This is a genomic window from Micromonospora sp. BQ32 (assembly GCF_059358895.1).
This window is the reverse complement of record NZ_JCADBI010000001.1, coordinates 758,952-776,694: the sequence shown is the minus strand read 5'-3', so window position 1 is coordinate 776,694 and position 17,743 is coordinate 758,952. Positions and strand designations below refer to the sequence as shown.

Sequence of the window (17,743 nt, the reverse complement as noted above, 5' to 3'; positions counted from 1 at the left end):
GCGTTAGGGTTTCCATGTCGAGGGGTGCGCGTCCCGGAAACGATGCGTCGCCACACTGACGGGGAGGTTGTCCGGATGCACGAGCCGCAGGATTCCGATCCGGGTGCAGGGTTCGACGAGCCGGGTGTGTCGTCGCCAGGTGTGGCGGCTGAGGGTGACGGTTCGGTTGGCTACCGGGGTGTGACGGCCTGCCACGCGGTGGGCATCAGTTACCGGCAGTTGGATTACTGGGCGCGGACGACGTTGGTGGTGCCGAGCGTTCGTGATGCCTCGGGTTCGGGGACGCAGCGGTTGTATTCGTTCCGGGACCTGGTGGTGTTGAAGGTCGTGAAGCGGTTGTTGGATGCGGGGGTGTCCCTGCAGAACATCCGTAAGGCGATCGAGGCGTTGCGGTCGCGTGGTGTGGAGGATCTGGCGGGGATCACGCTGATCTCTGATGGGACGACGGTGTACGAGTGCCGGTCTCCGGAGGAGGTGGTCGACCTGTTGCAGGGTGGCCAGGGTGTCTTCGGCATCGCGATCGGTGGGGCTTTCAAGGAGATCCAGGGGTCGTTGTCGCATCTGCCGGCGGAGCCGGCGACGAGCGGCCCGGTGGAGCCGGCGGTGGCGTCGGGGTCCGATCCGGTGGGGGACGAGTTGGCGGCGCGGCGGGCGCGGCGGCGGGCCGGCTGACCGTTCGGGCTTCCGGTTTTTTTCGGTTGTTTTCTGGCGACCGTCGGTGACGGTGGCAGGGTGGTGTCGGCCCTGGCGGTCCATTGTGGATACTGTGGGTGTCGTTCCGGTGGCCGATTGTGGAAGTACCCATCGGTAGTGGTGACGCAGTGTCGTCGCCTGTTGTCGGGAATCCGATAAGGGGGCGCTGACCGGAGACGGTTGACACGCTATGGTGCCTCACGGTTCTGGACCCTTCATCCCCGGAAGGAACGACCGTGACGGTTACGGAAGAGACTGCTCCCGCCTCGCACTACGACCGCATTGGCGGTGCCAGTTCGGTCAAGGCGGCGGTTGAGCTGTTCTACGACAAGGTGCTCGCGGACCCGGAGTTGGCGGGCTACTTCGCTGACGTGGACATGGCGGGTCAGCGGCGGCACCTGGCGTTGATGTTGACCGTGGTGTTGGGTGGCCCGAACGAGTACACGGGCCGCGGGTTGGCCGAGGCGCACCAGCCGCTGAACATCACGGTGGGGCACTACGCGAAAGTGGGCGAGCACCTGACGGTGACGCTGACCGAGTTGGGGGTGCCGGCGGACATCGTCGCTGACGTGCGGACAGTGCTGGGGCAGGTGCAGGACCAGGTGGTGGCTGCCGGGAACAGGGCAGGCGCCTGAGCGTGGACGCGGCTCGCCTCAAGCAGAGCTGGTCGGTGGTCGCCGGTCACGGTGACCAGGTGCCGCTCTACTTCTATTCGACGTTGTTCCTCACTCATCCCGAGACGCGGCAGATGTTCCCCACGAACATGGCCGGTCAGCGGGATCGCCTGGTGACCGCGCTGGGTCACATTGTGTCCAACGTGGACCAGGTGGATCAGCTGGTGGGTTTCCTGCAGGATCTCGGCGCGGATCACCGTAAGTTCGCGGTCCGCGCGGAGCACTACCCGGCGGTCGGTGAGGCGCTGGTGGCGACGTTGCAGCATTTCCTCGCCGAGCAGTGGACCGACGAGTTGGCCGCGGACTGGACGGCCGCGTACGGGTTGGTCGCCCAGGTGATGATGGAGGCCGCGCAGGCCGCTGAGGCGGTCAACCCGCCGTGGTGGGTGGCGGAGATCGTGGCGCACGAGCGGCGGGCGTTCGACGTGGCGGTGTTGACGGTGCGCCCGCAATACCTGTTGCCGTTCACCCCGGGTCAGTCGATCGGGGTGTCGCACCCGTCGGTGCGGTCGTGGCGGTACTACTCGCCGGCGAACGCGCCGCGGGCGGACGGCACGTTGGAGTTGCATGTGCGGGCCGCGCCGGGTGGCGCGGTGTCGTCGCGGCTGGTCTACGGGTCGGCGGTGGGGGATCGGATCCACCTGGCGGCGCCGGTGGGGGACCGGCTGGGGTTGTGGTCGGCGGGCTCCAGTGACCTGTTGCTGTTGGTCGCGGGGACCGGCTGGGCGCCGGTGAAGGCGTTGGTGGAGCAGGTGGCCGCGGAGGGTTCCCGCCGGCGGGTGGACCTCTACGTGGGGGCCCGTTCCCGCAGCGAGTTCTACGACAGCGACGCGATCGACAAGTTGGCGTCGTCGTATCCCTGGTTGACGGTGACGTACGTGGTGGGTGCCGACGTGCACCGGCCGGGGGAGTTCGTGCAGGCGGTGGACCGGGCGTTGGCCGACGGTGACTGGCGTTCCCGGCACGTTTTCGTGTGTGGGTCGGACGAGATGGTGTCGCACGCGGTGCGGACGTTGGTGCAGGCGGGTTACCACGCGGGTCAGGTGCACCACGAGGGCCTGGGCGCGCAGTGGTACGGGCCGGCGTGGCGGACGGCGGTGCAGCAGCCGGCTGCGGGTGACACTTCGAAAGGTGGGCACAGGTGAGCGCGAGGAGTGAGCTTGCGAGCCCCGCAGTCGCGAACGGAGGTCTGCACAGGTGAGTGCGACGCCGATCAGTCGGTATGACGGGGTGCAGGTCTCCGGCGGTGTGCAGGTGCGGATGACCGCCGATCGGGTTCGGCGGTGGGAGTTCGGTGCCGCGTCGTTCGCCCGGCGTGGTTACGACAACGCTGACGTGGACCGGTTCCGGGTGCAGGTCGCTGACGAGTTGGACCTGTTGGCAACGCAGATCGCGACGTTGCGGGCGGAGAACGAGCGGCTGACCGACCGGGTGGAGTTGCACCGGCACGGGGTGATTCCGAGTACCGGTGCGGCGGCGAAGGTCCCGGCGGCGCGGGAGGTGAACCTGCTGTCGGCGGCGCAGCGGGAGGCGGAGCAGATCATCGCGCAGGCGCACGACTACGCGCGGCGGGTCGCCGAGTACGCCCGGGTGCAGTACGAGAGTTACCTGCACGCGGCGGAGGCGGAGGCGAAGCAGGAGGCGGAGCGGGCGGTGGCGGAGTACCGCAGCGCGGCCGGGCCGAGCTTCGACGACACGGTGGCGACCCGGGAGGCGTTGCGGATCTTCGGCGAGATGATGGTGTCGCACATGCAGGCGGCGGCGCGGCATCTCGATGACGGCAGTGAGCAGTTGGCGCGCACGATGGATCGGATCGCGGCGGAGACGCCGGGGGCGCCGTTCGTGGGTGGTGTGCTGGGACAGTCGGCGTTGCCGCGGCACCAGCAGCGTTGATCCGCGCGGGTGGGGTTCGCTGACGTGGACCCCACCCGGGACGCTGGCGGCGGTGGCATAGTCGGAGGGGTCAGGCAGGGGCTGACCGGTGGCCCGCCCCCTGGGAGAGGCGCCGTCGTGTCGGTATCACCGTCCCCGCCCGGCGGGTCAGCGGATCCGTTGGCCGCGTTGGAGGCGTCGGCGTGGGCTCTGGCAGCCGCGGTCGGCACCATGAGTGACGCCCTGTCGGCCCCGCTCGCCGAGGTCCTCGCGGCGTCGCCGCACCGCAGCGCGGTGCTGGAGGCCGCTGGTCTGCTCTCCTGGGACGGTCAGGTGCCGGTCGCGCACCCGTCGCTGGTGCCGGCTGATGGGCCGACCGGGCGCAGCGCCGTGCAGGCGCGGTTGAGTTCGCTGCGGCAGGCGGTCGCCGCGGCGGCGCAGGAGCCTTCGGGGCCGGGCGGGGCCGGCTGGGCGGAGTTGGACGACGAGGTGTTGCTGCATCAGGGTCGGGCGTCGGCGGCGACCGGCCGGGCGTTGGCGACGCGGGTGGTGCCCGAGTTGCCGGGGCTGGCGGAGCGCTTGGGCTCGGCGGACGGCCGGGTGCTGGACGTGGGCACCGGTGTGGCGGCGTTGGCTGTCGCCCTGGCTCGCGCGTTGCCCCGGGTGTCGGTGGTGGGCATCGACGTGCTGCAGCGGGCGTTGGACCTGGCCCGTACGGAGTTGACCGAGGCGCGCGATGTCGCGGATCGGATCAGCCTGCGCCATCAGGACGTCGCAAAGGTGGCCGAGGCGGGCGGGTACGACCTGGTCTGGTTGCCGGCGCCGTTTCTTCCCCAGCAGACGCTGGCGCTCGCGTTGCCCCGGCTGGTGCGGGCGCTGCGACCCGGTGGTTGGCTGGTGGCGGGCACCAACCCGCCGGCCGGGGATCCGTTGCGGGCTGCCGTCGACCGGTGGAACGCCGTGCGCAACGGCGGCAACGCCTTCGACGCGGACCGGATGGCGGAGGTGCTCGCGGGGGCGGGTCTGGGTGATGTCCGCCGTTTCCCGACCGTCCCCGGCGGGCCGGTGCTGGTCGCCGCGCATCGCCCGGGCGGCTGAGCATCCGCCGTCGGCGGGGCGGGTGGTCAGCTGAGCCGTTGTTCGAGGTGGAAGGTGACCTCGGTGCCGGCGGCGCTCTTGCCGATGGCCTTGCACAGGGCGGCGCGGATGGGCAGCCAGTGGGGGCCGGCGCCGGAGGGCATGAGGGTGGCGTTGAACGGGTGCCCGTCGATGGTGCCGGTGACCTTGACGGCGCGTCGGGTGCCGAGCAGGTTCGCGGAGTCGGGCACTGTCACGTAGGTGGCGAACGCGCCGTCTTTCTCGATGGGCGCGGTGAAGCGGTAGTCCAGTGGTTGCGGGTCCATGGGTTCTCCTGGGCGCGGCAGGGTCGGTCAGCTGGCGGCGGCGCGGATGGCCTCGGCGATCGGGGTGGGCCCGTCGACGAGTTCCAGGGTCGTGCCGGTGGTGCGTGGTTCGTCGAGCAGGGCGGCGAGGACGTGGGCGACGTCGGCGCGGCTGATCGCGCCACGGCTGGCGTGTGGGGTGAGGGTGACCCGCCCGGTGGGTGGGTCGTCGGTGAGTCGGCCGGGTCGCAGCACCGTCCAGGCCAGGTCGCGGCCGCGCAGGTCGTCCTCGGCGGCGCGTTTGGCGCGCAGGTACGCCGCCCACACGTCGTCGCTGCCGGGGGCGGGTGGGGTGTCCACGCCCATGGAGGAGACGAGCAGGTAGCGGTGGACGCCGGCGCGGGTGGCGGCGTCGGCGAGCAGCGCGGCGGCGGCCCGGTCGACGGTGTCCTTGCGGGCGGCGCCGCTGCCGGGGCCGGCGCCCGCGGCGAAGATCACCGCGTCGGCGTCGTGCAGGTGGTCGGCCAGCCGCGCGACGTCGGTGTGTTCCAGGTCGCAGACGACGGGGGTGGCGCCGGCGGCGCGCAGCGCCGCGGCCTGCTCGGGGTTGCGGATGAGGCCGACGGCGGTGTCGCCGCGTCCGACGAGGTGACGTTGCAGCAGCAGGGCGATCTTGCCGTGGCCTCCGGCGATGACGACGCGCATGCGCCCAACCTACCGGCGCTGCGGGTGCCAGCGGCTTGACCTTGACCTTTGGGTAACCCTGAGCCTGGTGGGTGCCGGTCGCGGTGGCCGGCACGAGGAGGATGTCGACGTGGGGCTGATGACCATCGGGGCGTTCGCCCGGGCGGCGAGGCTGACGCCGAAGGCGTTGCGCCTGTACGACCAGGTGGGGTTGCTGGTGCCGGCCGCTGTCGATCCGGAGTCCGGTTACCGGCTCTACGACCCGGCTCAGCTGCCGGTGGCCCGGCTGGTCGCCCAGTTACGTCGGATCGGCATGCCGCTGGCGACGATCCGGGTGGTGTGTGCCCTGGAGCCCGCCGCGGCGGCCGAGGCGGTCACCGCGTACTGGCGGCAGGTCAGCGCCGACACCGCGGCGCGCGCCCGGCTCGCCACCCGCCTCGTGGACCACCTGTCTGAAGGGGGCACCACCATGTCTGACCCGAATTGCGGCGTTGCCGTCCGCTGCGCCGCCGGCTGTGACACGGGGCTAATGCGTGACAGCAACGAGGACGCCGCGTACGCCGGCGAGCGGTTGCTTGCCGTGGCCGACGGGATGCGGGGGCCCGGCGGCGCGGCCGCCAGCGCCGCCGCCGTCGACGCCCTGAAGCCGTTGGCGTTGACCGACGTGCCCGCCGCTGACCTGCTGACGATGGTGGCCGGTGCGGTGAGCGACGCCGACCGCGCGGTACGCGGGTTGGCGACCGACGTCGACCAGCCGGTCACCACACTGACCGCGTTGCTGTTCAGCGGTTCCCGGCTGGCGTTGGTGCACGTCGGTGACACCCGCGCCTACCTGCTGCGCGGCGGTGAGCTGTCGCTGCTGACCCAGGATCACACCTGGGTGCAGGCCCAGGTGGATCAGGGCCGACTCGACCGGGATCAGGCCGCGACGCATCCGCAGCGGGCGGTGCTGGTGCGTGCCCTCGGCGGTGGTCGGCAGGTCGAGGCGGATCTGGCGCTGCGCACCGCGCTGCCCGGTGACCGGTACCTGCTGTGCTCCGACGGGTTGTCCGCGGTCGTCGACCGGGCCGACCTGCGCTCGGCGCTGGCCGCGGCGGGCGACCCGCAGGACGCGGTGCGAGCGCTGATCGATGTGGCGTTGGCCGAGGGGGCGCCGGACAACATCGCCTGCGTCGTCGCCGACGTCGTCGCGGAGTAGACGTCACCCCCGCGTCGGGTGGGGTCGCCCACCTGGCGCGGGGTTCGGCGTTGGCGGACGGGTTGAGGCAGCATGGAGAGGTGATGGAGAGCCTCGACGCGTTGACCTCGCTGGTGGCCGGTGGTGGGGTGGTGGTGCTCAGCGGCGCCGGCCTGTCCACCGAGTCGGGGATTCCGGACTACCGGGGGCCCAGCGGGGTGGCGCGGCGGCATACGCCGATGACCTTTCAGGCGTTCACCCGGGATCCTCTGGCGCGGCGGCGTTACTGGGCGCGTAGCCACCTGGGCTGGCGGTTGATCGCTCGCGCGGCGCCCAACGCCGGGCATCGGGCGGTGGCCGGGCTGCAACACGCCGGTCTGGTGGACGCGGTGATCACCCAGAACGTCGACGGTCTGCACGGTGCGGCCGGCAGCCCGTCGGTGATCGAGTTGCACGGTCGCCTCGACGAGGTGACCTGTCTGGACTGCGGCAACCTGACCTCCCGGGAGGAGTTGGACCGGCGGCTGCGCGAGGCCAACCCGGACTTCGTGGCCCGCGTCGCCGCGGTCAACCCGGACGGTGATGTTGATCTCCCCGATGAGCAGGTGGCGGCGTTTCGGCCGGTGGACTGCGGTATCTGCGGCACCGGGATGCTGAAACCGGACGTGGTGTTCTTCGGTGAGACGGTGCCGCCGCAGCGGGTGGCGCGGTGTTTCGCGGCCGTGGAGCAGGCCCGGTCGTTGCTGGTGCTCGGGTCGTCGTTGACGGTGATGTCGGGGCGCCGTTTCGTGATTCGGGCTGCGAAACGGGGCATCCCGGTCGCGATCGTCAACCAGGGGCCGACCCGTGGTGACGCCCACGCCACCGTCTGCGTCGACGCGCCGTTGGGTGTGGCGTTGCCGCAGTTGGCCGCGCGGGTCGGCGTCGGGGCGCCGGCCGGGGTGTGACCCGGGCCCCGCAGGTGGGGTGCCCGGCCCGGGGGTAGGACATCTGCCCGAAACACCAACGCTGGTAGCGTTGACCACGCCGGTAACACCCACGTGGGAGAGACCGCCCGACAACACGCAGGGCGGCGCCGAAGGGGCAAATCCTCCCCGGAACCTCTCAGGCAAAAGGACCTCGTGGGCAGGCACTGTGGAGTGCCCCTGTGGGTGCGACAGAGGGGGAGGCCGACACGTCGACCTCGCCCCGGGAGTGCCCCCTATGACCGTAGAGCAGTTCGCCACCCGTCACATCGGTCCCGGCCCCGACGATGAGCGTCGGATGCTGGAGGTCGTCGGGCACGACTCGATCGACGAGCTGATGGACGCCGCGATCCCCGAGGTGATCCGCTGGCACGGCACCCTCGACCTGCCCGACCCGGCCACCGAGGCCGAGACGATCGCCGAGCTGCGGGCCCTCGCGGCGCGTAACACCGTCGCCGTCTCCATGATCGGGTTGGGGTATCACGGCACGCACACCCCGGCGGTGATCCGCCGCAACGTGCTGGAGGACCCGGCCTGGTACACGGCGTACACCCCGTACCAGCCGGAGATCAGCCAGGGCCGCCTGGAGGCGCTGCTGAACTTCCAGACGATGGTCACCGACCTGACCGGGTTGGCCACCGCGAACGCCTCGATGCTCGACGAGGGCACCGCGGCGGCGGAGGCGATGACCCTGGCGCGGCGGGCCTCCAAGAGCAAGAGCGGGGTGTACGTCGTCGACGCCGACGCGTTGCCGCAGACCATCGCGGTGATCACCAGCCGGGCCGAGCCGCTCGGCATCGACGTGCGGGTCCTCGACGTGCAGCGCGACGAGTTGCCGGCGGAGTTCTTCGGCCTGCACCTGCAGTACCCGGGGGCGTCCGGTGCGGTGCGCGACCACGCGCGCCTGGTCGAGGCGGCGCACGCCGTCGGCGCCCTGGTGACCGTCGCGGCGGACCTGTTGGCGTTGACGCTGCTGCGCGCGCCGGGGGAGATCGGCGCGGACATCGCCGCCGGCACCACCCAGCGTTTCGGCGTACCGATGGGCTTCGGTGGGCCGCACGCCGGTTACCTGGCGGTGCGCTCGGGCCTGGAGCGGATGCTGCCCGGGCGTCTGGTCGGGGTGTCGCGCGACGCGGACGGCAACCCGGCCTACCGGTTGGCGTTGCAGACCCGTGAGCAGCACATCCGGCGGGAGAAGGCGACCAGCAACATCTGCACCGCGCAGGTGCTGCTCGCGGTGATGGCCGGCATGTACGCCGTCTACCACGGCCCGGACGGGCTGCGGGACATCGCGACGCGTACCCATGGCATGGCGGCGCGGCTCGCGGCCGGGTTGCGCACCGGTGGCGTCGACGTCGCGGACGTCGCGTTCTTCGACACCGTCACCGCGACCGTGCCGGGCGCGGCGGCGCGGGTCGTCGCGGCCGCCGCCGGGCGGGGGGTGAACCTGCGGCTGGTCGACGCCGACCGGGTGGGGATGTCCTGCGACGAGACGACGACCGACGCGCACCTGCGGGAGGTCTGGGCGGCGTTCGGGGTGCCCGCGTTCGACGGCGACGTGGACGCGGCCCTGCCGGTCGACCTGACCCGGGGCAGCGACTTCCTCACCCACCCGGTGTTCCGCAGCCACCATTCGGAGACGGCGATGCTGCGCTACCTGCGGCGGCTGTCGGACTTCGACTACGCCCTGGACCGGGGCATGATCCCGCTCGGGTCGTGCACGATGAAGCTGAACGCGACCACCGAGATGGAGCCGGTCAGCTGGGCGGAGTTCGCGAACATCCACCCGTTCGCGCCGGACGCGCAGACCGCCGGGTACCGGGAGATGATCGGTCAGCTGGAGTCGTGGCTGGCCGAGGTGACCGGCTACGACGCGGTCAGCGTGCAGCCCAACGCCGGCTCGCAGGGTGAGCTGGCCGGGCTGCTGGCGATCCGCTCGTACCACGCGTCGCGGGGTGAGACGCACCGCGACGTGTGCCTGATCCCGTCGTCGGCGCACGGCACGAACGCGGCGTCGGCGGTGATGGCCGGCATGCGGGTCGTGGTGGTGGCCTGCGACGACGACGGCAACGTCGACCTCGTCGACCTGGACGCGAAGATCGACAAGCACCGGGACGCGCTCGCCGCGATCATGGTGACGTACCCGTCGACGCACGGCGTGTACGAGACGGGCATCGCGTCGCTGTGCGCGAAGGTCCACGACGCCGGCGGGCAGGTGTACGTCGACGGGGCGAACCTCAACGCCCTGGTCGGGTTCGCCAAGCCCGGCAAGTTCGGCGCGGACGTGTCACACCTGAACCTGCACAAGACGTTCTGCATCCCGCACGGCGGCGGTGGCCCCGGGGTGGGCCCGGTGGCGGTCCGCGCGCACCTGGCGCCGTTCCTGCCCGGTGACCCGCTGGGCGCGCACGTGGACGCCACGCCGGCGATCTCGGCGGCGAAGTACGGGTCGGCGGGCATCCTGCCGATCCCGTGGGCGTACCTGCGGATGATGGGCGCCGAGGGGCTGACCCGGGCCACCGGTGTGGCGGTGCTCGCGGCGAACTACGTGGCGGCGCGGCTGCGCGGGCACTTCCCGGTGCTGTACGCCGGCAACAAGGGCCTGGTGGCGCACGAGTGCATCCTCGACCTGCGGCCGTTGACGAAGGCGACCGGGGTCAGCGTCGACGACGTGGCGAAGCGGCTGATCGACTACGGCTTCCACGCGCCCACGATGTCGTTCCCGGTGGCCGGGACGCTGATGGTGGAGCCGACCGAGAGCGAGGACCTGGCCGAGCTGGACCGGTTCTGCGACGCGATGATCGCGATCCGCGCGGAGATCGAGCAGGTGGGTTCCGGGGCGTGGCCGGCGGGGGACAACCCCCTGGCGAACGCGCCGCACACCGCGGCGATGGTCAGCGGGGACGAGTGGTCGCACGCGTACCCGCGGTCGGTGGGCGCGTACCCGGCCGGGGTGGACCGGGCCGGGAAGTACTGGCCGCCGGTGCGGCGCATCGACGGCGCGTACGGCGACCGGAACCTGGTCTGCTCGTGCCCGTCGCCGGAGGCGTTCGAGGACTGACGACGGCGCGCCGGGGCGGGCGGTACCGCCTGCCCCGGCAGCCGCTGCGACCTGGGCGGGGACGTCCCTTACCGGGGGGACTAGCCTGGGTCGACGGCGGCTATTCGGTGACGCTGAGTGGTCGGTCAGGCCACGAGGGCGTGGCGGGCGGGGCCGCGGTGCGGTGCGATGCTGCTGCCGTCGGGAAGCAGCTCGCCGGTGTCCTCGAAGACGATGACACCGTTGCAGAGCAGGCTCCAGCCCTGCTCACGGAAGCAGGCAAGGACCCGCGCGGCTTCCCGGTCGGTGGCTTCAGCGGAGGGGCAGGTCGGTTGGTGCTGGCACATCGGGTTCTCCGGACTGTGGGGGCACTGTGTCATGGTTCACATGACCAGTGACGCACAGTACCAAGCGAAAGTGTCCAGCATCGAGCAGGTGCCCGCCTGGTTGCCGGGAAATCCACTGAACGGATGAGGAAGGTTGGACCGTACGGCGTGGAAACGCTCCCACAGGTGTATAGCGCGGGCAGCGGCCCGGCTGCGTGGGCCGCGGGCCCGGCTGCGGTGGTCGCCGGCAGCCGCCGGGCTGCGGGGGTCGATGTACCCGCCGCGCCGGCCGCGTGCCGGGGCGCGCTCACCGAACGCGCCCGCCTGCACTGGTCTCGCGGCGACGGCGGCGACCCGGCGGCCCTCGCCGAGGAGTTCCTCGCCGCGCACGGCCTGCCCCTGCACGACCTGACCCGACCCGCCACCGGCCGGCACGGCACCGGGGCCTGCGGCGCGGCCCTGTACCTGTCCGCCGCCGCCGGGGCGCTGCTGGCCGGCGCACCCACCGGGGCACCCGAGCCCGCGCCGTCCCTGCCCGAGCTCGCCGTCGTCGTCTACGAGCACGGCCCCGCCCGGGTCACCCGGCCCGGCCCACCGCCACCGTGGTGGCTCGGCCAGTGGACCGAGAGCTGGACCCCCGGCCAGCACGCCGCCGCCGTCGACGCGATCCGCGCCGCCATCGGCCGCGGCGACGTCTACCAGAGCAACCTCGTCGGCCATGCCGCCGCTCCCTACACCGGCGACCCGCTGCCCGCCCTGAGCCGCCTCGGCGCGCTCCCCGGCGCCCGCTACGGGGGCGTGCTCACCGGCGACGGCTGGGCCATCGGCTGCGCCTCCCCGGAAACCCTCGTCGAGGTCACCGACGGACAGGTGATCACCCGACCGATCAAGGGCACCCGCCCGGCCACCGCCGCCGGCCGCGCCGAACTGCTGGCCAGCGCGAAGGAACGCGCCGAACACATCATGATCGTCGATCTGGAACGCAACGACCTCGCCCGCATCGCCCGCACCGGCACCGTCACCGTCGACGACCTGTTCGCCGTCCGCCGCTGGTGCGACCTGTGGCAGGCCGAGTCGACCGTCCGCGCCACCGCTGCCGACGGCCTCGGCCTCGCCGACCTGCTGCGCGCCACCTGCCCCGGCGGCTCCGTCACCGGCGCCCCGAAACTCGCCGCCCTGGCCCAGATCAACGCCCTCGAACCCGTCGGGCGGGGCGCCAGCATGGGCGCGCTGGGCTGGGTCACCCCGGGCCACGTCGACCTCGGCCTGACCATCCGCACCGCCGCCGCCGACGGTCAGCGGCTGCACACCTGGGCCGGCGGCGGGATCACCTGGGACAGCGACGCGCACGCCGAGGTCGCCGAGGCCGCCGCGAAGACCACCCCGATCCGCGCCACCCTGGCCGGGCGCTGACCGCAGCACCGGACGGCGATACGCTGACCCGCATGACCATGCGGCCCATCCGGATCATCGGCGACCCTGTCCTGCGCACCGGATGCGAACCGGTCACCACCTTCGACGCCGAGCTGCGCGCCCTCGTCACCGACCTGATGGACACTCTGCTCGGCGCCCCCGGCCGCGCCGGCGTCGCCGCACCACAGATCGGCGTCAGCGCCCAGGTGTTCGTCTACGACGCCGACGGGCACCGCGGCCACCTCATCAACCCCACCCTGGAACTGTCCGAGGAGCTCCAGGACGACGAGGAGGGCTGCCTGTCCATCCCCGGGCTGTACTTCCCGACCGTGCGGGCCCTGCACGCCACCGCCCACGGCGTCGACCAGCACGGCGAGCCGTTGACCATCGCCGGCAGCGGGTTCCTGGCCCGCGCCCTGCAACACGAGACCGACCACCTGCACGGGCGGCTCTACGTCGACACCCTGCGCGGCGACACCCGCCGCCGGGCCCTGCGCGAGATCCGCGCCGGACGCTTCGACTCACCCAGCCGCCGAAGCTAGGGCAGGCCCTAGGCCACCCACTGGTCGTGGCCCAGCTTCGCGACCAACGCCAACACCACCACCAGCAGCACCACCCGCACGAACCCGGAGCCGCGGCGCAACGCCATCCGCGCCCCCAGCACCGCGCCGGCGATGTTGCACACCGCCATGCCCGCGCCCAGTAGCCACCACACGTGCCCGGTCACCCCGAACACCACCAGCGCGCCCAGGTTCGTCCCCGCGTTGACCACCTTCGCCATCGCCGAGCCGTGCAGGAAGTCCGCGCCGAGCAGAGCGGTGAACGCCAACACCAGGAACGTGCCGGTACCCGGGCCGATCAACCCGTCGTACAGGGCGATCCCCACCCCGGCCACCGCGATCACCGCCGCCATCCGTAGCGGGGTGCGCTTCGCCGGCGACGCCACCACCCCCAGCCGGGGGCGCAGCAGCACGAACACCGCCACCGCCACCAACACGACCAACACCACCGGCCGGTACGCCGACGCCGGCACCGCCCCGGCCAGCGCGGCGCCCACGCCCGAGCTGAGCACCGCCAACCCCGCCGCCGGCCCCGCCACCCGCCAGTCGACCTTGGTCCGCCGGGCGTACGTCGTGGCCGCCGTGGCCGTACCGAAGATCGCGGCCAACTTGTTCGTGCCCAGCGCGGTGGCCACCGGCAACCCCGGGGCGGCCACCAGCAACGCCGGCAGCAGCAACAACCCGCCACCACCGACCACGGCATCGACCCACCCGGCCATCGCCGCGGCGGCCAGCAGGGTACTCAGCGATACGGCGTCCACGGGCGGCCATTCTCCTCACCGGGGCGGGGCTGACCGGCCCTGAAGTGGCCAGCCTCACCTCAACGACCCCGCGAACGTCGCAACCACACCCCCAACGCGCCGACCGCCACGAACACCAACATCGAGCACAGCAGCACCTTCACCACCCGGCAACCATGCCACGGGCACGTAAGGTGCAGGAGTGCGCCTGGCCACCTTCAACCTGCTGCACGGACGGTCCCTCACCGACGGGCTCGTCGACCCCGACCGCCTCGCCGCCGCCATCGGCGCCCTCGACGCCGACGTGCTCGCCCTGCAGGAGGTCGACCGCGACCAACACCGCAGCGGCAACCTCGACCTCACCGCCATCGCCGCCCGCGCCCTCGACGCACCCCACCACCGCTTCGCCGCCGCCGTCGTCGGCACCCCCGGCGAACAGTTCCGCCCGCTGCGTCACGACGACGACGGCCACGGCGAACCCTGCTACGGCATCGGCCTGATCAGCCGACACCCCGTCCGCAGCTGGCAGGTCACCCGACTCAAACCGGCGCCGGTCCGCTCACCGGTCTACGTGCCCGGCCCCCGCGGTGGCCTCATCCTGCTGCACGACGAACCCCGCGTGGTCCTCGCCGCCGTCCTGGACACCCCGCACGGCCCACTCACCGTCGCCGCGACCCACCTGTCCTTCGTGCCCGGCTGGAACGCCCGCCAACTGCGCCAGACCGTCCGCGCCCTGCGCGCGCTACCGGGCCCCCGCGTCCTGCTCGGCGACCTCAACCTGCCCGCCGGCGCGGCCCGGCTCATCTCCGGCTGGCACCCCCTGGGCCGACGCCCCACCTATCCCTCCGGGCAGCCCCGCGTCCAACTCGACCACATCCTCGCCGACCGGCACGCCCTCGCCGACCTCCCGCCGGTACGCGCCGTCACCGCGCCGGCGTCCACCATCTCCGACCACCGGCCCCTGCTGGTCGACCTCGGCTGACGACCGTCCCCGACACCACAGGGAGCTGACCATGAACGACGCCCCAGACACGATCGTGCTCATCCACGGCTTCTGGGTGACCCCCCGCAGCTGGGAAAACTGGGTCACTCACTACCAGGACAAGGGCTTGCGGGTGCTCACCCCCACGTACCCCGGGCTGGAAGGCGAGGTCGAGGCGATCAACGCCGACCCCAGCCCCCTGGAGACACTGACCGCGCCGCAGGTCATCGCGCACCTCACCGAGGTGGTCGCCGCGCTGCCCACACCGCCGATCCTGATGGGGCACTCCGCCGGCGGGGCGTTCACCCAGGTGCTGCTCGACCGGGGATACGGCGCCAGCGCCGTCGTGCTCAACTCGGCGCCCACCGAAGGCGTCCGCAACATCCCCTTCTCGCAGCTGCGCTCCACCTTCCCGGTGCTGCGCAACCCCGCCAACCGGCACCGCGCCGTCGGGTTCACCTTCGAGCAGTGGAACTACGCATTCACCAACACCTTCGACGAGCAGCAGGCCCGCGCCCTGTACGAGCGCTACGCCATCCCCGCCGCCGGCGGCATCCTCTGGGACAGCGTCCTGGCCAACCTGCTGCCCGGCCCCCAGGACATCGCCGTCGACTACCACAACGACCAACGCGCGCCGCTGCTGTTCATCTCCGGCTCGGAGGACCACATCATGCCGCCCAGCGTGCAGCGCGCGAACGCCGCGCTCTACCAGGGCGACACCCTCACCGAGGTCGAGCTCTTCGAGGGGTACGCGCACCTGCTGCCCGCGCAGCAGGGCTGGGAGCGCATCGCCGACGTCGCCCTCGACTGGGCCCTGCGCCACGCCCGCACCCAGCCCTGATCAACTCGGCGCGCGCTTCCCGCCCTGATCAACTCGGTTCTCGGTACACCACGCTGTCGACGCGACGGGACGCCCCAACTCCCCAGGAACCCGAGTCAACCGAGCCCGGCCGCAGCGCACAGCCGCGCGCGGGGGAGCACCCGCACCGAGACGCAAGATTCTCTCAAGATCATTGCATCGACGGACTTCGACGATCATGCTGGTCGACACGCGCCACGATCAACTCGTCGGAGGCCACATGAGACGTCAGCGACCCACCCTCATCGCCGTGTCCACCCTCATCGCCCTCACCCTCACCACCGCACCCACCCCCGCCAACGCCCAGAGCGCCGCGCAACCCCACCAGGTCACCGCCCTCACCGTCCGCCAGGCCGACGGATACGCCACCCTCGCCTGGCAACCCGTCGACGGCGCCACCGACTACCAGATCGAACGCACCACCGTCGACACCAACGGCACCCCCACCGGCGCACCGACCATCGTCGGCATCTGGCGACCCAACCGCCAGATCAACCAACAGAAACCCACCTTCGCCGACGCCGGCTTCAACCCCGGCGACACCTTCCAGTGGCGCGTACGCGCCCGCACCGACACCACCGAACAGCCCTACTCCGACCCGGTCACCGCCGCCACCACCGCACCCTGGGGCAACCCCACGACCCCCGGTGAGCAACTACGCACCGGCTGGGAAACCACCCACGCCGCGCAGTACACCAGCGACACCGACGAGTACGCCTACACCGCCGCGATCGACGCCCTCAGCGACCGCGTCCGCGTCGTCGAACTCGGCCGCACCGTGCAGAACCGACCCATCAACATGATGGTCATCGGCCACCCCACCCCGGCGGCCACCCCGCAAGCCGTCGCCGCCACCGCACCCGTGGCCATCAACTGCAACGTGCACGGCAACGAACCCGGCGACCGCGAAGCCTGCCTCATCATGGCCCGCCAACTCGCCTTCAGCACCGACCCCCGCATCACCGACCTGCTCAGCCACACCACCGTCCTGATCGTCCCCACCATCAACGGCGACGGCCGCGCCAACAACACCCGCGGCAACTCCACCGGCCAGGACCTCAACCGCGACTACTCGCTCATCCGCCAGCCGGAAACCACCGCGTACATCACGATGGTCCGCGACTACCGACCCGTCGCCGGCTACGACGGCCACGAGTTCGGCAACTCCCGCGCCGGCGACCTGCCGATGCTGCCCCCACGGCACCAGAACGTCGCCCAACCCATCTTCGACCAGTCCCAGGACATGATCGAAGGCCACATGTACGCCAAGGGCGCCGAAGCCGGCTGGTGGGCCTGCCCCTACGGCTGCGAAGGCGGCGGCAACGTCGGCCTCAGCGAGGAAACCATCCTGCGCAACACCCTCGGCCTCAAGAACGTCACCAACTCGCTCCTGGAACTGCGCAGCTCCGGCGGCCAGACCCGACCCGACGAGGGCAACACCGCCAACAACCGGCGCCGCAAGACCTACTCCGCCCTCTGGACGTTCCAGCAGTTCCTCGACTACCACCGTGCCGACCGCGCCGACATCCTCACCGCCCGCACCGAAGCCATCGAATTCCAGGCCGCCAACACCGGCCGGCTGGTCTTCCGCGGCTCCCGACCCATCCCCGCCCACCCGGCACCGCACCCCGGCGACAGCCCACCACCTCCGGACGCGCCCCCCGCCAACCTCATCCTCGACAACGCGCCCTGCGCCTACAAACTGACCGACGCCCAGTACAACGGCGCCCGCACCGACGGACCCGGCGGCGTCGGCACCACCGTCGCACAGCGCATCGCCGCCCACGGCTGGAAGGTCCTCAAGACCGGCGACGCCTACTACGTCCCCCTCAACCAACCCGAACGCGGCCTCATCCCACTGCTCCTCGACCCAATGGGCGTGGAGAAACTGACCGACGGCGAACGCGTCTACCCGACCCTCACCGGCCGCCGCAACGGACCACTGACCGTCACCGGCTTCACCTGCGCCGCCGACGCCACCGTCAACGGGCCGGTCACCGTCCGGGCCGGCGCGGCACTCGTCGCCACCGGGACGACCATCAGCGGCCCGGTCACCGCCACCGGCGCCGCCGGCATCCTCCTCGCCGACAGCACCGTCAACGGGCCGGTCCAGATCGCGACGAGCACCGATGCGGTTTCCCTCATCGACGTCACCATCGCGGGCCCGGTCAGCCTGACCGGCAACGCCACCGGCACCGACACGCCCGTGCTGGCCGGCACCACCATCCGAGGCCCCCTCACCTGCACCGGCAACAACCCCACCCCGAGCAACCTCGGCATCGCCAACACCGTCCACGGCCCCCGCACCAACCAGTGCGCGGCACTGTGACCGCCAACTGACCGAACCGAACTACCGGCGGCGTGGGTGTCGACACC

General features: G+C 72.0%; 17 protein-coding genes and 1 riboswitch. Of the genes, 13 read left to right on the top strand and 4 right to left on the bottom strand.

All coding sequences use genetic code 11. The features are described 5' to 3' along the window. The first annotated feature begins 75 nt into the window (after positions 1-75). The 5 genes from AC5L30_RS03400 (at position 76) to AC5L30_RS03380 (ending at position 4,337) form a co-directional block, all read left to right on the top strand. On the top strand, positions 76-672 hold the full coding sequence (locus AC5L30_RS03400; protein ID WP_494865264.1) for a MerR family transcriptional regulator: 597 nt from the start codon (positions 76-78) through the stop codon (positions 670-672). A 257-nt stretch (positions 673-929) separates the two neighbouring features. Next, entirely contained in the window at positions 930-1,328 is a 399-nt protein-coding gene (locus tag AC5L30_RS03395; RefSeq protein ID WP_494865263.1) for a group I truncated hemoglobin, read from the top strand. Between the two features lie 2 nt (positions 1,329-1,330). Then, positions 1,331-2,512 carry a globin domain-containing protein gene (locus tag AC5L30_RS03390; RefSeq protein ID WP_494865262.1) on the top strand — a complete coding sequence of 394 codons (1,182 nt, stop codon included), beginning with the start codon at positions 1,331-1,333 and terminating at the stop codon, positions 2,510-2,512. A gap of 52 nt (positions 2,513-2,564) precedes the next feature. Further along, positions 2,565-3,260, top strand: coding sequence for a DivIVA domain-containing protein (locus tag AC5L30_RS03385; RefSeq protein WP_494865260.1), 696 nt, complete (start codon positions 2,565-2,567; stop codon positions 3,258-3,260). A 210-nt stretch (positions 3,261-3,470) separates the two neighbouring features. Beyond that, positions 3,471-4,337, top strand: a complete 867-nt coding sequence (locus AC5L30_RS03380; protein WP_494865258.1) for an SAM-dependent methyltransferase — start codon at positions 3,471-3,473, stop codon at positions 4,335-4,337. A gap of 26 nt (positions 4,338-4,363) precedes the next feature. On the opposite strand, the gene AC5L30_RS03375 is transcribed toward AC5L30_RS03380, so the two are convergent. After that, a complete protein-coding gene (locus tag AC5L30_RS03375; protein ID WP_410817978.1) occupies positions 4,364-4,642 on the bottom strand; it encodes a DUF1905 domain-containing protein in 279 nt (92 codons plus the stop codon). 27 nt (positions 4,643-4,669) lie between these two features. Further along, a complete protein-coding gene (locus AC5L30_RS03370) occupies positions 4,670-5,326 on the bottom strand; it encodes an SDR family oxidoreductase (protein WP_494865256.1) in 657 nt (218 codons plus the stop codon). Between the two features lie 109 nt (positions 5,327-5,435). Between AC5L30_RS03370 and AC5L30_RS03365 the strand changes: the two genes are divergently transcribed. From AC5L30_RS03365 to gcvP, 3 genes are all read left to right on the top strand, one after another. Next, positions 5,436-6,503, top strand: a complete 1,068-nt coding sequence (locus AC5L30_RS03365) for a MerR family transcriptional regulator (RefSeq protein WP_494865326.1) — start codon at positions 5,436-5,438, stop codon at positions 6,501-6,503. Between the two features lie 83 nt (positions 6,504-6,586). After that, the gene (locus AC5L30_RS03360) at positions 6,587-7,429 is read left to right on the top strand and encodes an NAD-dependent protein deacetylase (protein ID WP_494865254.1); all 843 of its coding nucleotides are present in this window, start codon (positions 6,587-6,589) and stop codon (positions 7,427-7,429) included. An 84-nt stretch (positions 7,430-7,513) separates the two neighbouring features. Continuing rightward, a riboswitch (glycine riboswitch) is annotated at positions 7,514-7,612 on the top strand. A 73-nt stretch (positions 7,613-7,685) separates the two neighbouring features. Then, a complete protein-coding gene (gene gcvP / locus AC5L30_RS03355) occupies positions 7,686-10,508 on the top strand; it encodes an aminomethyl-transferring glycine dehydrogenase (protein WP_494865252.1) in 2,823 nt (940 codons plus the stop codon). A 125-nt stretch (positions 10,509-10,633) separates the two neighbouring features. Here gcvP and AC5L30_RS03350 read toward each other — a convergent pair whose 3' ends face one another. Then, positions 10,634-10,834 (bottom strand): DUF5999 family protein, encoded by a 201-nt coding sequence (locus tag AC5L30_RS03350; protein WP_007460326.1) that lies wholly within the window; start codon positions 10,832-10,834, stop codon positions 10,634-10,636. 123 nt (positions 10,835-10,957) lie between these two features. Between AC5L30_RS03350 and AC5L30_RS03345 the strand changes: the two genes are divergently transcribed. Together AC5L30_RS03345 and def are read left to right on the top strand one after the other, a co-directional pair. Beyond that, positions 10,958-12,226 (top strand): chorismate-binding protein, encoded by a 1,269-nt coding sequence (locus AC5L30_RS03345; RefSeq protein ID WP_494865249.1) that lies wholly within the window; start codon positions 10,958-10,960, stop codon positions 12,224-12,226. A gap of 32 nt (positions 12,227-12,258) precedes the next feature. Next, positions 12,259-12,768 carry a peptide deformylase gene (gene def / locus AC5L30_RS03340; protein WP_494865247.1) on the top strand — a complete coding sequence of 170 codons (510 nt, stop codon included), beginning with the start codon at positions 12,259-12,261 and terminating at the stop codon, positions 12,766-12,768. Positions 12,769-12,776: 8 nt separating this feature from the next. On the opposite strand, the gene AC5L30_RS03335 is transcribed toward def, so the two are convergent. After that, the gene (locus AC5L30_RS03335) at positions 12,777-13,547 is read right to left on the bottom strand and encodes a sulfite exporter TauE/SafE family protein (protein ID WP_494865246.1); all 771 of its coding nucleotides are present in this window, start codon (positions 13,545-13,547) and stop codon (positions 12,777-12,779) included. Positions 13,548-13,728: 181 nt separating this feature from the next. Here AC5L30_RS03335 and AC5L30_RS03330 point away from each other — a divergent pair, with 181 nt between their 5' ends. From AC5L30_RS03330 to AC5L30_RS03320, 3 genes are all read left to right on the top strand, one after another. Next, positions 13,729-14,508, top strand: coding sequence for an endonuclease/exonuclease/phosphatase family protein (locus tag AC5L30_RS03330; RefSeq protein ID WP_494865245.1), 780 nt, complete (start codon positions 13,729-13,731; stop codon positions 14,506-14,508). A gap of 31 nt (positions 14,509-14,539) precedes the next feature. Further along, on the top strand, positions 14,540-15,349 hold the full coding sequence (locus AC5L30_RS03325; protein WP_494865243.1) for an alpha/beta hydrolase: 810 nt from the start codon (positions 14,540-14,542) through the stop codon (positions 15,347-15,349). 238 nt (positions 15,350-15,587) lie between these two features. Then, entirely contained in the window at positions 15,588-17,696 is a 2,109-nt protein-coding gene (locus AC5L30_RS03320; RefSeq protein WP_494865241.1) for a M14 family zinc carboxypeptidase, read from the top strand. Positions 17,697-17,743: the final 47 nt, after the last annotated feature.

Bases quoted from the DNA above. Each gene is read 5' to 3' on its own strand.
- AC5L30_RS03400 (WP_494865264.1), top strand. From the start codon at position 76: ATGCACGAGCCGCAGGATTCCGATCCGGGTGCAGGGTTCGACGAGCCG.
- AC5L30_RS03380 (WP_494865258.1), top strand. From the start codon at position 3,471: ATGAGTGACGCCCTGTCGGCCCCGCTCGCCGAGGTCCTCGCGGCGTCG.
- AC5L30_RS03375 (WP_410817978.1), bottom strand. From the start codon at position 4,642: ATGGACCCGCAACCACTGGACTACCGCTTCACCGCGCCCATCGAGAAA.
- AC5L30_RS03370 (WP_494865256.1), bottom strand. From the start codon at position 5,326: ATGCGCGTCGTCATCGCCGGAGGCCACGGCAAGATCGCCCTGCTGCTG.
- AC5L30_RS03360 (WP_494865254.1), top strand. From the start codon at position 6,587: ATGGAGAGCCTCGACGCGTTGACCTCGCTGGTGGCCGGTGGTGGGGTG.
- gcvP (WP_494865252.1), top strand. From the start codon at position 7,686: ATGACCGTAGAGCAGTTCGCCACCCGTCACATCGGTCCCGGCCCCGAC.
- AC5L30_RS03350 (WP_007460326.1), bottom strand. From the start codon at position 10,834: ATGTGCCAGCACCAACCGACCTGCCCCTCCGCTGAAGCCACCGACCGG.
- AC5L30_RS03345 (WP_494865249.1), top strand. From the start codon at position 10,958: ATGAGGAAGGTTGGACCGTACGGCGTGGAAACGCTCCCACAGGTGTAT.
- def (WP_494865247.1), top strand. From the start codon at position 12,259: ATGACCATGCGGCCCATCCGGATCATCGGCGACCCTGTCCTGCGCACC.
- AC5L30_RS03325 (WP_494865243.1), top strand. From the start codon at position 14,540: ATGAACGACGCCCCAGACACGATCGTGCTCATCCACGGCTTCTGGGTG.
- AC5L30_RS03320 (WP_494865241.1), top strand. From the start codon at position 15,588: ATGAGACGTCAGCGACCCACCCTCATCGCCGTGTCCACCCTCATCGCC.